The organism is Microcoleus sp. D2_18a_D3 (genome assembly GCF_036702455.1).
In the GTDB taxonomy this organism is placed as follows: Bacteria; Cyanobacteriota; Cyanobacteriia; order Cyanobacteriales; family Microcoleaceae; genus Microcoleus.
This window is the reverse complement of record NZ_JAUBTK010000015.1, coordinates 78,321-92,646: the sequence shown is the minus strand read 5'-3', so window position 1 is coordinate 92,646 and position 14,326 is coordinate 78,321. Positions and strand designations below refer to the sequence as shown.

Annotated in this window: 17 protein-coding genes; 10 read left to right on the top strand and 7 right to left on the bottom strand. The window is 46.0% G+C overall.

Features of this window, described 5'->3' with window-relative positions; translation table 11 throughout:
- Positions 1-239 precede the first annotated feature (239 nt).
- Both QUB06_RS09945 and QUB06_RS09940 read right to left on the bottom strand, forming a co-directional pair.
- Positions 240-1,298 carry a hypothetical protein gene (locus QUB06_RS09945; protein WP_333435148.1) on the bottom strand — a complete coding sequence of 353 codons (1,059 nt, stop codon included), beginning with the start codon at positions 1,296-1,298 and terminating at the stop codon, positions 240-242.
- Positions 1,299-1,903: 605 nt separating this feature from the next.
- Positions 1,904-3,031, bottom strand: coding sequence for a HetZ-related protein 2 (locus tag QUB06_RS09940; RefSeq protein ID WP_333435147.1), 1,128 nt, complete (start codon positions 3,029-3,031; stop codon positions 1,904-1,906).
- A 136-nt stretch (positions 3,032-3,167) separates the two neighbouring features.
- Between QUB06_RS09940 and glyS the strand changes: the two genes are divergently transcribed.
- From glyS to murD, 4 genes are all read left to right on the top strand, one after another.
- Positions 3,168-5,315, top strand: a complete 2,148-nt coding sequence (gene glyS / locus QUB06_RS09935) for a glycine--tRNA ligase subunit beta (RefSeq protein WP_333435146.1) — start codon at positions 3,168-3,170, stop codon at positions 5,313-5,315.
- A 353-nt stretch (positions 5,316-5,668) separates the two neighbouring features.
- On the top strand, positions 5,669-5,911 hold the full coding sequence (locus QUB06_RS09930) for a hypothetical protein (RefSeq protein ID WP_333435145.1): 243 nt from the start codon (positions 5,669-5,671) through the stop codon (positions 5,909-5,911).
- Entirely contained in the window at positions 5,892-6,041 is a 150-nt protein-coding gene (locus QUB06_RS09925) for a hypothetical protein (RefSeq protein WP_333435144.1), read from the top strand. Before QUB06_RS09930 ends, QUB06_RS09925 begins: the two co-directional genes overlap by 20 nt.
- A gap of 88 nt (positions 6,042-6,129) precedes the next feature.
- Entirely contained in the window at positions 6,130-7,476 is a 1,347-nt protein-coding gene (gene murD / locus QUB06_RS09920; RefSeq protein ID WP_333435143.1) for a UDP-N-acetylmuramoyl-L-alanine--D-glutamate ligase, read from the top strand.
- Between the two features lie 138 nt (positions 7,477-7,614).
- On the opposite strand, the gene QUB06_RS09915 is transcribed toward murD, so the two are convergent.
- The 4 genes from QUB06_RS09915 to QUB06_RS09900 all read right to left on the bottom strand — a co-directional run bounded on the left by QUB06_RS09915 (position 7,615) and on the right by QUB06_RS09900 (position 8,839).
- The gene (locus tag QUB06_RS09915; RefSeq protein WP_333435142.1) at positions 7,615-7,788 is read right to left on the bottom strand and encodes a hypothetical protein; all 174 of its coding nucleotides are present in this window, start codon (positions 7,786-7,788) and stop codon (positions 7,615-7,617) included.
- Positions 7,789-7,824: 36 nt separating this feature from the next.
- The gene (locus tag QUB06_RS09910; RefSeq protein WP_333435141.1) at positions 7,825-8,187 is read right to left on the bottom strand and encodes a hypothetical protein; all 363 of its coding nucleotides are present in this window, start codon (positions 8,185-8,187) and stop codon (positions 7,825-7,827) included.
- Positions 8,156-8,338, bottom strand: a complete 183-nt coding sequence (locus QUB06_RS09905) for a hypothetical protein (protein ID WP_333435140.1) — start codon at positions 8,336-8,338, stop codon at positions 8,156-8,158. The genes QUB06_RS09910 and QUB06_RS09905 overlap by 32 nt, the downstream gene beginning before the upstream one ends.
- Positions 8,339-8,428: 90 nt before the next feature.
- Complete coding sequence (locus QUB06_RS09900) at positions 8,429-8,839, bottom strand: MAPEG family protein (RefSeq protein ID WP_333435139.1); 411 nt, start codon at positions 8,837-8,839, stop codon at positions 8,429-8,431.
- Between the two features lie 31 nt (positions 8,840-8,870).
- Here QUB06_RS09900 and QUB06_RS09895 point away from each other — a divergent pair, with 31 nt between their 5' ends.
- From QUB06_RS09895 to QUB06_RS09880, 4 genes are all read left to right on the top strand, one after another.
- Positions 8,871-9,125: a hypothetical protein gene (locus tag QUB06_RS09895; protein ID WP_333435138.1), complete on the top strand. Its 255-nt coding sequence runs from the start codon at positions 8,871-8,873 to the stop codon at positions 9,123-9,125.
- 192 nt (positions 9,126-9,317) lie between these two features.
- A complete protein-coding gene (locus QUB06_RS09890) occupies positions 9,318-10,376 on the top strand; it encodes a DUF389 domain-containing protein (RefSeq protein WP_333435137.1) in 1,059 nt (352 codons plus the stop codon).
- A gap of 177 nt (positions 10,377-10,553) precedes the next feature.
- Positions 10,554-11,333 (top strand): class I SAM-dependent methyltransferase, encoded by a 780-nt coding sequence (locus QUB06_RS09885; protein ID WP_333435136.1) that lies wholly within the window; start codon positions 10,554-10,556, stop codon positions 11,331-11,333.
- A gap of 99 nt (positions 11,334-11,432) precedes the next feature.
- Positions 11,433-11,768, top strand: a complete 336-nt coding sequence (locus tag QUB06_RS09880; RefSeq protein ID WP_333435135.1) for a cupin domain-containing protein — start codon at positions 11,433-11,435, stop codon at positions 11,766-11,768.
- A gap of 246 nt (positions 11,769-12,014) precedes the next feature.
- On the opposite strand, the gene QUB06_RS09875 is transcribed toward QUB06_RS09880, so the two are convergent.
- Entirely contained in the window at positions 12,015-12,716 is a 702-nt protein-coding gene (locus tag QUB06_RS09875; RefSeq protein ID WP_333435134.1) for a Crp/Fnr family transcriptional regulator, read from the bottom strand.
- A gap of 41 nt (positions 12,717-12,757) precedes the next feature.
- Between QUB06_RS09875 and QUB06_RS09870 the strand changes: the two genes are divergently transcribed.
- Together QUB06_RS09870 and QUB06_RS09865 are read left to right on the top strand one after the other, a co-directional pair.
- Positions 12,758-13,267 (top strand): CdiA C-terminal domain-containing protein, encoded by a 510-nt coding sequence (locus QUB06_RS09870; protein WP_333051398.1) that lies wholly within the window; start codon positions 12,758-12,760, stop codon positions 13,265-13,267.
- A gap of 208 nt (positions 13,268-13,475) precedes the next feature.
- On the top strand, positions 13,476-14,282 hold the full coding sequence (locus QUB06_RS09865) for a thiazole synthase (protein ID WP_333435164.1): 807 nt from the start codon (positions 13,476-13,478) through the stop codon (positions 14,280-14,282).
- The last annotated feature ends 44 nt before the right edge of the window (positions 14,283-14,326 follow it).

The window sequence follows — 14,326 nt, the reverse complement described above, 5'->3', positions numbered from 1 at the left end:
AGTGAAAACTTGAGTTATGATAAAACTCGCTTGGACTTGAGTCCTCACTACAAACGTAATTATTATTATTTCACCGGACTTGATGTGATATCAAATCCGGTAGCATCGGAAATATTCCTCTCTGTATTCTCTCCCTCTGCGTTCTCTGCGCCCTCTGCGGTTAAATCATTCCGATACAACCGGAAACGATATGAGTAAAAAAAAAATTCAAAACAGTGATCTCTTGCTAAGTAGGGCTGCTAGGGATTGTGTTCGTGCATCAAAGCTTCAATTTGGTCATCCACATTTCTAATCACCTGTTCCAAAGCGGGCAACCCCTCTAAAGGCACAGGAGAAAGCCGAGTTCGATCGCGAATTTGATTCACTTTCCGCTGCAATTCTTCTGCCAGCCGCAGCGCGTCGCGACTCAAAGTAGACAACTGCTGCTGCTGGTAAAACCTCAAAGCAGCCCCCCGCAAAACTTGCAGGGTGGCTTCTTCCTTGCCACCCACCGTCATTACCCGCAAGCGCAACAGCAAATGAGTGTTTTGATATATGCGCTCAACTTCGACTTGTTTGGGCTGTTCCACCGGGCAAACAGGCATATCTGTCAGCCGCTTCAACTCGTCGATGACCTCTTGGAAAAGGACGATATCGATACCTTCGAGCATCGATTTCAAAACGCCGTCTTGACTCCAAAGAATCCGGCCTTGGGACTGATGCCGCTCAAAAAACAGGCGGCCGATACCCTCTCGCAGCACTCTACCAAGCAATTCTTCCAGCAGTTGGGGCGCGGGCAAAGTTGCCAAAACTTCGACTGGGCTTGACAAGTGCAAGGCCTCGACATTCAAAACCGATAGCTGTGTCGGTGTCGGGGGAACCTCGGCGCCAGCAGGTTTAAACTGCTCATGATCGGGCATCGAGGGTTCTGGCACAGACAGCAGCGTTTCTGCTTTGGGGCGTGAAATTGCTGGTGCGGGATTTTTGGGTGTTGGGGCTGCTGCGGTTTCTGTCTGGCTGGGTTCTCGAAGCTGGCTCCCGTGCAGCAAGTAAGCTGAGAGCATCGAGCGCTGAGTTTCCGACGCAATTGGCTCTGTTGTGACTGAGCAATTCATGTAAGCTAAAATCCGCTGCACGTAGTCCAAGGCGGAGTCATCTTTGGCATCGACTACGCCCAGTTTAAACAGATTACCTTCTAGAGATAAAGGCAAAACTTGATAATAAAGGCAAGCTTCAAAGGGGACAACTGTGTCGATTAGTTGAAATATTCGATCGGAGTCCATTGTAGCTGCCGAGTCTGTTGAAGATGTATGTACCATTAGCTGCTTTGTAGTTGGAAGCGCGATCGAGCGCGACGCACCAACCTGATGCGATAAAATTAAACGCTGCAACTTCCTGCTACGGAGGAATTGGCCTAACAACCGGAAGCTTTTATTAAAGAAAAATCCTTAGTCCCAGAATTTTCTCTCTTATGTATTGCAGCCTCAAATTCTACCAAAAGATTGAGAACTAGATGATGACTAGCGCAGTCTAGACCCACTATCATCGATCGCCCCAGATTGATGCCCGTGGCTGGCAACAATAGAATTATGTCTTTAATGCACAAGTATTAGAGATGCACCACAACCGATGATTTACGGGCCACCGCTGAATTTAGGATTGGTTAAGAAATCCTGAAAAGTCGATCGTGCTGCTAGTATCTTACCTCAGAGAGTTGACTGCGATCGTCTCCGATCGCGATCGTCAGGGCAGCGCTACGATATCCCGATCGATCTAACCTGATTTGATACAAGGGGCATCGCGCGGTTTTCCACGGGGAAACTCGCAGTAATCTGTGGCTGTGAGGGAATTGATTTGTAGCGCGGATTCTGAAAAATGCTACCGCCAATTAACAATTAGCAATTGCCCGCCACCCATTACCAATCTACTCGTTGCGGAGGGATTGAGCTGCTAAATAGAGTTTGCTCCACTCGCCGATGACTTGATTGGTTTTCAGCTTTAATTCAGATGCGATCGTCTCTACACTTTTCCCTGCTTTCAGCGATTCTAGCAACTGCCGCTGCACCGGTGTGAGGTCTTGTAAATATTGCTGCCACTGAGCGGGAGTCAAGCCCAAACTGTGTTCTTGGAGCGAAGTTTCCAGCCAGTTGGCGACTAATTCCGGTGCTTGTTTGACCGCAAAAACCCGAATCGCGTGGTAACTGACTTTTTCTCGCAAGCGGTAAATTTGCTTGATAGGAACCTTCAACTCCTCGGCAATTGCCTCTTGGGAACGACCTTGCAGGTAAAGCTGCAACCACCGGGAAGCCAGCGGATCGACTTCAGCGGCCAAGTAATTCTCAAATTCTTGTTGGACAATCTGCCGCTGAGTTTGCTGCTCTTCCCAAGCTTGATTTTCTCGATACTCGGACATCGCCTGTTCGTCTAGCAGGCTAAGCGGTTCGTCTGTATCGTCGGGTAGAACCTGTTCCGACACCAGCCGCACCCAGTCTCCCGCAGGCACCTGCGTCAACCCGCCGCGCTGGGCACGTCGCAGGTAGTTGACAAAACGGTACACCAGCAGCGGCTGGTTGCGGATCGGCCGCAAGCAGTATTCTTCTGTACTCGCTAGCAGCAAAGCATTTCGCAGGCGTCTGTCTGAGGTGCATTCGGCAATCCAGGCGACTTGCTGCTGCAGGTAGCGATCGGAATTGAGCATTTCCTGAATCACTTCTTGTAGTACCTCCACCGCACTCCGCTGTCTGTCGCGACTCAGGGAAACCCACGCTTGGATTTTTTGCCGGAGCACAACCAAACCGCCGAGCCGCCCGATCAAATTGCGGTAAGCTTTTTCTGGCGGTACTCCCAGATACCGAGAAATCAAAATTCGATATAAAAAGTCGATCGCCCCAGAGGCGACAGACAATTGAGTTGGGCTAAGAGTGTCAAATCTTTCGGGCTTGTCTCCCAACAGCCAGCGGACAACACTCTCGCGAGTGCTAGAACTCTCCTGCGGGCAATCTTTTTCGAGTCGAGACTTCCAATCTTGTCCTAGTCTTTCCGCCAAGGTCATGGGCTGTCGAGAATATTGTCTTTCACCCCCGATTTTACGTGGTATCCTGGATTTTTGAGTATTTTTCAGATATACGATCGCGCGATCGGATAAATTACCTTAAATTACCCTAAACAAAATTCCATTACGGTGCGATATGCCTAACTTTTTATTAGAACTCGGTACGGAAGAATTGCCCGCATCTTTTGTCGCAGGCAGCGCCCAGCAGTGGCAGCGACTTGTACCTGCAACGCTGGCAGAAGAATCCTTGACAAATGACTCTATTAATGTATACGCTACTCCGAGGCGTTTGGCCGTTCTCGTGAAAGGACTGCCAGTTCAGCAATTAGATAGAGAAGAAGAGGTAAAAGGGCCGCCGGCAAGTTCGGCTTTTAAGGATGGCAAACCGACGAAAGCAGCCGAAGGTTTTGCGAAAAAGCAGGGCGTAGAAATTGATGCTTTGGAAGTTCGCGCTACCGATAAAGGCGATTTTGTATTTGTACTCAAAAAGATTCCGGGGCGGATGACAGCGGATATTTTGACAGAACTTGTGCCGCAGTGGATTAATAAGTTAGAAGGCAAAAGATTTATGCGGTGGGCCGACGGAGATTTGAAGTTTCCGCGCCCGATTCGATCGCTAGTGGCACTGTTAGATGATACTGTACTGCCAATTACATTGGTCAGCGGTTCGGATACGGTCAAGAGCGATCGAATTTCCCAAGGACACCGGGTGTTACATCCGCAGCCTGTCTCGATTCCGCAAGCCGAGGATTATGTCGAGTGTCTGCGGGCTGCTTGCGTGGAGGTCGATAGAACCCAGCGCAAAAATCAAATTAAAGCACAAGTAGAAGCCGCAGCGACAAAACAAGGCGGTTACGCCGACATTACCGAAGATTTGTTAGAAGAAGTCACCGACTTAGTAGAATGGCCGAACGCAGTTGTCGGCAAATTTGACGAGGAATTTTTGATATTGCCGCCGGAAGTAATCACCACAATTATTGTTACAAACCAGCGGTATTTTCCCATCCTCAAAAGCCCAGATTATCCCGAACTTCTGCCCTATTTCATTACAATTTCCAACGGATCTCCGGCTAAAGCCGCGATTATTGCCGCCGGTAACGAGCGAGTAGTGCGGGCAAGATTGGCAGACGGTCAGTTTTTCTACAAAGCAGACTTGGTAAAGCCTCTAGAGGATTATTTGCCCAAGTTGGAAAAAGTTACTTTCCAGGAAGATTTGGGGACAGTGCGCGCAAAGGTCGATCGGCTGTGCAAGATTGCCAGTTTAATTGTCAATCAACTGCAAATCACAGAGGAAGAGCAAGCTGATGTAGCCAGAGCAGCCTTACTTTGCAAAGCCGACCTTGTAACCCAAATGGTTTACGAACTTCCCGAAATGCAAGGAATCATGGGGCAGAAATACGCCTTAGCAAGTGGCGAATCGGAACAAGTAGCCACAGCGATTTTTGAACATTATTTGCCCAAAGGTGCGGGCGACAATTTGCCCCAAAGTCTCACAGGTCAAGTTGTCGCAATAGCCGACAAATTAGATACATTAGTCAGCATCTTCGGCTTGGGAATGTTGCCGACTGGTTCATCCGATCCCTTCGCCTTGCGCCGCGCAGCCAATGCAATAACTAACATTATTTGGGCGGCTCAGTTGCCAGTCAACTTGCATCAGTTGCTCGCACAAGTTGTTGCCGAATTTACCGCAGCGCGCCCGGAAACACCGGCGGAGTTGCTGGCTCAGTTATACGAGTTTTTCTTGCAAAGAATTCGGACTTTGTTGCAAGAAGAAAAAAATGTAGATTACGATTTGGTAAATGCAGTTTTGGGAGAAAACGACCCCGAATATACTGAACGAGCATTGAGAGATTTGTTGGACGCGCTGGAAAGAGCGCTTTTTCTGCAAGAAATCCGCAACAACCAGACTTTGGATCTAATTTACGAAACAGTCAATCGTTCAACTCGTTTGGCGGCTCAAGGTGATTTGGATAAAGTAGAATTGGAACCGAAAGCGGCGGTGAAAGCGGAGTTATTTCAAAAGTCGTCTGAACAAGCTTTTTACGATGCAGTCGTGCAGTTAGTGCCGCAAACGCTGCTATGCAAACAAACTCGGGATTACCAGCAGTTAGTAGATAGTTTGACTGAGATTGCTCCGACTGTCAGCAACTTTTTCGACGGGCCAGAAAGCGTTTTGGTGATGGATTCTGACCCGGAAATTAAGCAAAATCGGTTGAATTTACTGGGTTTGCTGCGGAATCACGCGCGGGTGTTGGCTGACTTTGGGGCGATCGTCAAAAGTTAGAATTGACAAGATTTGAGTCCGCCGGGGATTGAAAACCTCCGCTTCAGTCCGCCGGGGGTTGAAACCCCCGTCTCAAAGCGAAAGTCCTCTTAAGAGGACTGAAACCCACACATATTAGACTTTTCAGTCAGTTTTAACTCCTATGTTGCACCATTCTCAAATAGCCTTTTGTGAACAGGCTTTCCGGCCTGTTCCACAAGAAAATTTATCTTTTGTGGAACAGGCCGGAAAGCCTGTTGCTGACAATGGTGCAATATCTCAGTTTTAACTGACTTTTAACTGGTTTCCAGGCTCTGCCTGGGAACCCATATCCAGAGGCTCTGCCTCGCTCTTGAAAAGGGAAGATATGAACAATGAATGAGAAACAACTGATTCGTAAATGGGCGCAAATGTCAAACGCCAGTTTCTGGCTAGCGCCACTCGTTGTTACCATATACTATCTAGTAAATAAAGAAAACCCTCTGATCAAGGAGATATATTTATTTGGAATGGTGGCGCTTACTGGGGCCGGATCATCATATCAGCTTCGCTGTTTATCCAGAGAGATTGTCCGGTTAGAAGAAAAAATTGAACAACTTGAAAGACGCACTCCTTGAAAAACTCAAAAAAAGGTCGATCGAAATCACAAAAGAGGACACAGCAGTGCCGTTTCCCTACGAATTAGGACACGGCAGTGCGGTTGCCCTACAAATAAATATCGCGTGCGATCGCTCTCTTAAAAAATAAGCAAAATGGCCAATAGTCAATAACCAATTCAAGGTTAAAATATAAACTTATAAAACCAGGGAAATTCGCTCCATCACACACACAACTTATGCCGATCGCTCATATCATTGGACTAGGAAAATCAGGAATTGCCGCCGCCAGACTGCTCAAACGCGAAGGATGGGAAGTAACGCTGAGCGATCGCTCATCTTCCCCAAACTTGCTCGAACAACAACAGGAATTCGCTAACGAAGGAATTCATGTGGAGTTAGGTAAATCTTTTGAACCAGTCGAATCTATAGAATTAATAGTAGTGAGTCCGGGCGTTCCCTGGGACAGTCCAGCATTAGTGCGCGCCAGAGAGTTAGGCATTGAAACAATCGGAGAAATGGCTCTCGCGTGGCGTTACCTCAAATCTCCTTGGGTGGGAATTACTGGCACTAACGGCAAAACTACTACTACTGCTTTAATTGCTGCTATTTTTGCCGAGGCCGGGCTTTACGCTCCCGCTTGCGGCAATATTGGCTATGCTGCGTGTGAATTAGCTTTAGCCGAAAAACAGCCGGATTGGGTAATCGCAGAAATCAGCAGCTATCAGATAGAATCCTCGCCGTTTGTAGCGCCACGCATCGGAGTTTTGACGACTTTGACGCCGGATCACCTCAGCCGCCACAAAACTTTAGAAAATTACTACAACATTAAAGCGCATTTGCTGAAAAAGTCGGAATTGCAAGTAATTAACGGCGACGATCCTTGTTTGCGGCAGCAAGGAGTTGACGTTTGGCCCGATGCGTGTTGGACGAGTGTCAAAGGTAAAAAAGATTTGTTGGGAAATACAGATTTTGGAGCCTATATTCAAGATGGTTGGGTAATCGCTCAAAGCGAGAAAATTCTGCCTGCTGATTCTTTGCGGATGGTGGGAGAACACAATTTGCAGAATTTGTTAATGGCGGTGGCGGCAGCTAATTTGGCGGGGATAGATAAAAGTGCGATCGCCCGGGCGATCGCTAAATTCCCCGGAGTTTCGCACCGCCTCGAACACATCTGCACTTGGGAAGGCATAGATTTCATCAACGACAGCAAAGCTACTAATTATGACGCCGCCCAAGTCGGGTTAGCTTCTGTTAGCGCACCAGCGATTTTAATTGCGGGCGGTGACGCCAAAGAAGGGGACGATCGCGCTTGGATTGATACAATCAAGGCAAAAGCTGCTGCGGTGTTGCTAATTGGGGATGCAGCGAGTCTTTTTGCCGATCGGCTCGCACAAGCAAATTACAACGCTTGGGAAATTGTCGAAACAATGGAAAGAGCAATCCCGCGAGCAGCAGAATTAGGCAAACAGAACAACGTTAAAGTAGTGCTGCTTTCTCCAGCCTGTGCTAGCTTCGATCAATACCAAAACTTCGAGCAACGGGGCGATCATTTCCGCCAACTATGCCTCGAATCCCTAGTTTAGATATGTCATTGTTCGCTGTGTACAAATTAAGATTGTTATACACAGCGAACACTAACAAAATTCAATCTGCGTTCATCCGCGTCTATCGGCTTACATCTACGGTTAAAAATTAAAACCTCTGATTTCCACCAATCTACTTTAACTAACAGTTTTCCAAACAGTCTTAATCCTATCCTGTTGTTCCCATTCTAGCTCATAAAAAACTAGCATCATTTCCTCATGAGTATAATCAATAATGATGACCGCCAAATGAGCAGCGGTTTCCGCTTCCAGCAGGGCTGTTTTTAACTTTGCCATTGCCTCTTTATCCATTAGCACTAAACTTTGAATATTGACCTCACTTTCATTTTAATTGTGTCTGCAAATGTCTTTTAATTTGGTCTGAAAATCAGCAATCTGAGCAGCACTTATTGTATCAGAATGCGGCGAGGAGATTTTAAATTCTTCGCTGCAAAGCTGAGAGAGCAATTTTTCATCAATCTCCAGAATCCGGTCTTCGGAAGCGACATTTTTTTGCAACAAAGTTGCGATTTCTCTTTCCAGTTGGCGATAGCCTTGCTGAAAAAAATCTTGAGAGTTAGAACGAAACAAACCGCTATTGACTTGCTGAATTTGGCTAGGTGTCAGCGATTGAGCCGAGACAGCAGCCGGAAATCCCAAAGATGCTGCTAGCCACCAGCTAGAAATTATCTGTTTGAGAATGCTGTTCATCACTGTCGGGAGGATTTTTTACCTCAATTGGTTTCTCGTCTTCTGACTCGCTTGCTAATTCATCTTCTCGTTCAAGTTTTTCTTGCCACTCGACAAGCTGCTGAAAAAGTTTCGGGTTAATTTCAAATACGGGTTTGTTGGTTTCTGACATATTTACTCCTAACATTTATTACATTTAACTGGTTCCCAGGCAGAGCCTGGAAACGAGTAGAAAAACAATTATGTCGATCGGAAGCTACGCTCAAACCTTCAGCAGCGACATAATTATGCCTGTTAAGGAACCACCAAGCAAAGCTAAAGTAGCTAAGGTACTAATGCCAAATCCTGCCGCTCTTTTTTCAGCAGCTTGATAGTAACCCCAAGCAAACAAAATGCGTCCAACTATCCAAACTGCGCCGATACCAGCCCCCCAAATTGGGCTGATAAATTGCGAGAACAGCCACAGCGAGGGCAAAAATAGAATCATTTGCTCTAAGGTATTTTGCTGAACTCGCACCACTCGCTCAAAGTCTGGGTTTCCTGTCATCTGCGGGGGAGAAACTTTGTGTTTGAATCTAGCTCTGCCGACGTTGATGGTAACAACGAAGTAGAGAATTAATGCTGAAACAGTAATTAGACTAGGCCAAAGTGTCGCGTTTGCTTCTGCGAGCATGATTCGGTATTATTGGGGTGGAGTATATATCTTGATTATAAATCAATTATTGCCGATCGCGTCATTCATCGCCCTCCCGTCATTCAAAGCGGGGGATGTGATGCAACTGCTGGGTATTAGTGGCGCGGCAATTACTTTAAAGTTCCGGGACATCCTCGAAAACTTGCTGGCTCGGATTTTGATTCTTTTGCTCGCACCTGCATACGGATACAAGCCCCCGACTCTTGTGGTGAGCAGCCCAAATTTTAGACTTTTGTTCAAGTTCCCAGATTCATCAGTGGAGTAAATCTAAAATCTAGAATTTAAAATCGGTGGAGTCAATCAAAAATCAAAAATCAAAAATCAAAAATCAAAAATCGACGGGGCAGCCCAAAATTTTAGACTTTTGTTCAAGATCCCAGATTCATCAGTGGAGTAAATCTAAAATCTAAAATCAGTGGAGTAAATTTAAAATCACAAATCAAAAATCAAAAATCGTTTGACGGATACAATCCCCCGATTTAAGGAGATTATTTTGCTCAACAATATTCGAGACCGTCTTAAATATTTCACCAGGAGCAGGATTGCTCCAGAGCATTTAAAGCAAATACGAGTTGACTTGTTGGAAGAATCAACCCTAGATATTGACTATCTTGTCTTAATTCTCGGCTCCTGTATAATCGCCACCTTTGGACTGCTTGCCAACAGTGCAGCCGTCATTATCGGTGCTATGATCGTCGCGCCTCTGATGTTGCCAATCCGAGGGTTAGCATTTGGAGCGGTAGAAGGTAACGTTCTCCTCTTCCGCAAAGGTTTAATTGCATTAGCAGTCGGGACGGTGCTAGCAATTTTTCTAGCTTGTTTTTTGGGCGCTTTGGTACAACTTCCCGACTTTGGGAGCGAAGTTCTAGCTCGTTCTAAACCTACATTACTAGACTTAGGAATTGCGATCGCCGCTGGGGGAATCAGTGGCTATGCGAAAGTTCAGCCCAAAGTTTCTGCTACTCTGGCGGGAACTGCGATCGCCGTGGCTCTCATGCCGCCAATTTGTGTTATAGGTTTAGGCTTATCTCAAGCTAATTGGTCGCTCAGTTTGGGAGCAAGCCTCCTGTATCTTACTAATTTGCTGGGGATTACTCTTTCCTGTATGCTGACCTCTTTAATGGCCGGCTACACCCCCCTGAATCGCGCCGGTAAAGCCCTCTTGTGGGCGCTAGCATTGACGGCTATACTTGTGATTCCTCTGGGCGTGAGTTTTGCGGAATTGATCGAGCAAGCGCAACTCGAAGCCAGCCTGAAGCGGGCGTTGCTTAACCGAACTATCACTTTTCAACGGGTGGAACTGATTAAAACCGATACTAACTGGTTGGCGAAACCGCCGGAAGTTCGTCTGAGTGTTCGCAGTAGCAAAGCTTTGACACCCAAACAGGTGCAGCTTTTAGAAGCATTTGTCGAAAAAGAAATGGGTCAACAATTTACCCTAATTTTTCAAGTCAGTCAAGTTGAAGAAGTGCGGCGCTCAACCCTGAATAAGTCCCGATCGAAACCGAAACTTTAGCTATTTTAGCCCTAATTGTATGACCCCAGAAACTCTAATTCACGAAGTGACGATCGAGTATAATTCCAGATATTGTAGGGTTCGTCAGCCTAGGAGAATTTGAATATGAGCTAGATCATAGAAAGATTTGGGATAATTTGGCAAACTGAGAGTAAGGTTAAATAGGAGGTCAATTCAATGACCAATACTGCTCTGAATTTTAAGACTGCACCCGGACATGAAGTTCTGGCGGCGGCTGGCAAGAAAATGCTGAGGCCGGGGGGGAAACTTGCTACGGAACAGTTATTTGAATGGGCGGATTTTCAGCCTGGGGAGACTGTTTTGGAGTTGGCTGCTAGTTTTGGATATAGTTCGATCGCCCTTGCTGAACGTTTTGGCGTAAAAGTAGTGGGAGTGGAGAAAAATCCCGAAAGTGTGACCCGCGCTCGTGCTAATGTTGCAGCAGCGGGTTTGAGCGATCGAGTGGAAATTGTGGAAGGAGATATTTTTCACTTGGATCGGATTTCCCAACAGTTTGATTGGGTTTTGGCTGAAGCTATCCTGACAATGCAGTCCCCGTCGGGGAAAGCTAAAATTGTATCGGGAATTTGCGATCGTTTAAAACCAGGCGGCAAATTTCTTTCTCACGAACTTTTAGCGAGAAACCGAGAATCAGAAATTCACAAAGCTTTATCAGAAGTGATTCGCGTCAATTCAACGCCTTTGTCTGAGTCTGGCTGGATTGCTGTTTACCAAAACGCGGGTTTGCAAGTAGAAAAGTCTCAAACCGGGGCGATGGGCCTCCTAAATTTGCAGCGAATGTTGCAAGATGAAGGGTTTGTGGGTACTGTGCGGATTTTGTGGAATATATTAAGCCGATCGCAAATTCGCGATCGTATCTTAGCAATGCGTCAAGTTTTCCAGCATTACCAACAGGATCTAGGCTACATCGTTATCTCCGCCAAAAAACAATCTTAACCGATTCAATAGATTTTCGATTTTCACTTTTCGATGGAAGAAAGTGAAGCCACTGATAAATTCAAGGCTTGTGACCAAATTAATTAATTGTCAAAAACTATGACTACTACTCTTTTACCGCTAGAATCTTCAGCAATCCAACTCCGAGACGCAATTGAATATCCCGCCGCCGGAGTCCTGAACAAAATTTTAGTCAAAGACAATAATTGTCAGTACAGTTTATTTTGTCTGGCAGCCGGAACGGAAATTTCAGAACACTCTTCGGCACGGAATGCCACAGTTAATGTCATAGAAGGAAAGGGAATTTTGACTCTTGAAGGCAACGATATTGTTTTGGAACCGGGGGTATTTGTCTTCATGCCTGGTCACGCTCTTCACGCTTTGAAAGCCGAAGAAAATTTGGCGTTTATTTTGACACTTTCCGAGCCTCATTAATCCCATAAATATTGCTGTATGGGCTGGTTTTACCAACCATACTTGCCTAAAATCAATAATCTCATAAACCCGCCCCAATTAATCCCTTATGGGGGCGGTTTTATATAGTTAGTGGCAGTCAAATATTGTTTGTGAAATCATGTCCCATAGCATCATCAGTTGGGGCGGGGCGGGTTTACGAGATTGTTAGTTTGAGACGTAAATTGTTGGTAAAACCCGCCCCTACGAGCATTGGGATTTTAACATTTAGTCTATTTCATCTCCCGATGCGAGATTCTCCAATTTTTCCCAATCCAATACAATAATTTTACCGCCTCGACTGTAGGAGACAAACGGCTTGAGTTTTTTAAACAACCGCACGCATTCTTCGTAGCTAATGCCAATACTGCGAGCAATTTGATAGTAGGGAAAACGTTTTTCTAAACATACACTATTATCCGCCATCTTCCTACCTTGCTCGACGCCAAAGTAATGAATAAATCGGGCCAGCCGCACGATCGCCCTTTCCGACACCAAACCGTGCACTGTCTCGTGCAGTTGCTGCAACCGCTGATTAAAAACCGCCAATATTCGCAAGGCAATCTCAGGATTTTCCCGAATTGCTGCTAGCAAAAATTCCCGTTCTGTGGTAAGAACTTCCACATCTGTTTCTGCAGTCACCGTTGCGGGGGCAATGCCGTTGCCTAGCAAAGCAGGTGCGGCAAAAATATCTCCCTGAAACAAAGTGCGGAGAATTGTTTCTTTGCCCGCCGCCGCTGTTTTTGCAACCCGCAGAGAACCGCTCAAAAGAGTGTATAATTTTTCCGGGATGCGATCGCCCTCATACATCACAACTTCTCCCTGTCGGTAACTCCGAATTGCTGTATGTTCTTGCAATCGCTCTAATTCAGTTGGGTTTAAGCTGGTAAATATTTCAATTTTAGCCAGTTGCTCAACAGTTGCTTTCATACATTTAACTCTACCCGGAGTCCATTCAGAGTATCATAACGGTGAATTCAGAATATATCGAGACAAGCAGAGCCATCTACGAAAATGCAGAACCAGAATATCGGCGATATTATTTTGATGAGATAGCTGGCGGATTTGTGCTAATTCACCAACAACATAATCTTAATAATTCGGAAATCTTTATTGCGGAAGTTTTGGCTAAAATAGGGAAGAGAGTTAGAATGTTGAGCGAGCAAGCAGCAGAGGGTGTGAGAACACCAGACGCTGAGATAGACGGTGAGATTTGCGAATTTAAGGAGTTGACAGAACAGACTCAAAACATCAGAGACCGAGTGCAAGAAGGCATCAGTAGAGCAAAAAAACAAGGTGCAGTAACGGTTATTTTTCACGTAAACCGAAAGAGTTACGAGTTTTGGAAGGTAAACGACGGCATCAGAAAAGCTTTTTATTGGGACGACACACAACGGATTCAGAGCATTATATTAGTATTCAATAGCGAAGAATCTCAAGAAATTACTAGGGAGGAATGGGAAAATGGAAGACGTTTTTAATGAGTTTGAAGAAATTATACAAAGAGGATTAAAAAATAATATGCCGCGAGATGCCAAATTGATAACTGTTGGGCAAATTCTTTATGCAGTTACCCGCGATGAGCTGACAAATAAAGAAGGTTGGCAGCTTGAAGCAATGCTGGGAGGCAGAAAAAACTGGGAAGAGGCACTTGAGTACAGCATTTTTGGCTATCCAGTAGATACAGAAATGCCATCTTTAGACAAACCTCTAATTATCGCAGGCAAAACTTTTCATTCTCGCTTGATGACGGGGACGGGAAAATATCGCAGCATTGCAGAAATGCAGCAAAGTGTCAATGCTAGCAGGTGCGAAATTGTTACCGTGGCTGTGCGGCGAGTGCAAACAAATGCTCCGGGGCATGAAGGATTGGCAGAGGCTCTCGATTGGACTAAAATCTGGATGCTGCCAAATACTGCGGGTTGTCAAACTGCGGATGAGGCCATTAGAGTAGCTCGTTTAGGCCGGGAAATGGCGAAACTTTTAGGGCAAGAAGACAATAATTTTGTCAAATTAGAAGTGATTCCTGATGCTAAATATTTGCTGCCAGATCCGATCGGCACTTTGGAAGCTGCAGAACAATTAGTTAAAGAAGGTTTTGCCGTTTTGCCCTACATCAATGCCGATCCCTTGCTGGCAAAACGCCTCGAAGAAGTCGGTTGTGCGACAGTCATGCCTTTAGGTTCGCCCATCGGTTCAGGGCAAGGGATCAACAATGCGGCCAACATTCAAATAATTATTGACACGGTGAAGGTTCCTGTGGTTGTCGATGCGGGTATCGGAACGCCCAGCGAAGCGGCCAGAGCAATGGAAATGGGAGCCGATGCACTGTTGATTAATTCCGCGATCGCCAATGCCCAAAATTCCCCAGCAATGGCAAAAGCAATGGGAATGGCCGCAGAAGCGGGGCGGATGGCGTACTTAGCAGGCAGAATGCCGATCAAAGATTACGCGATCGCCTCTTCCCCCCAAACAGGCACTGTCACCTCAAAATAAATTCCTGAATTTTCCTGGGCGCTTTTTTGGTAGAGTTGTAAACA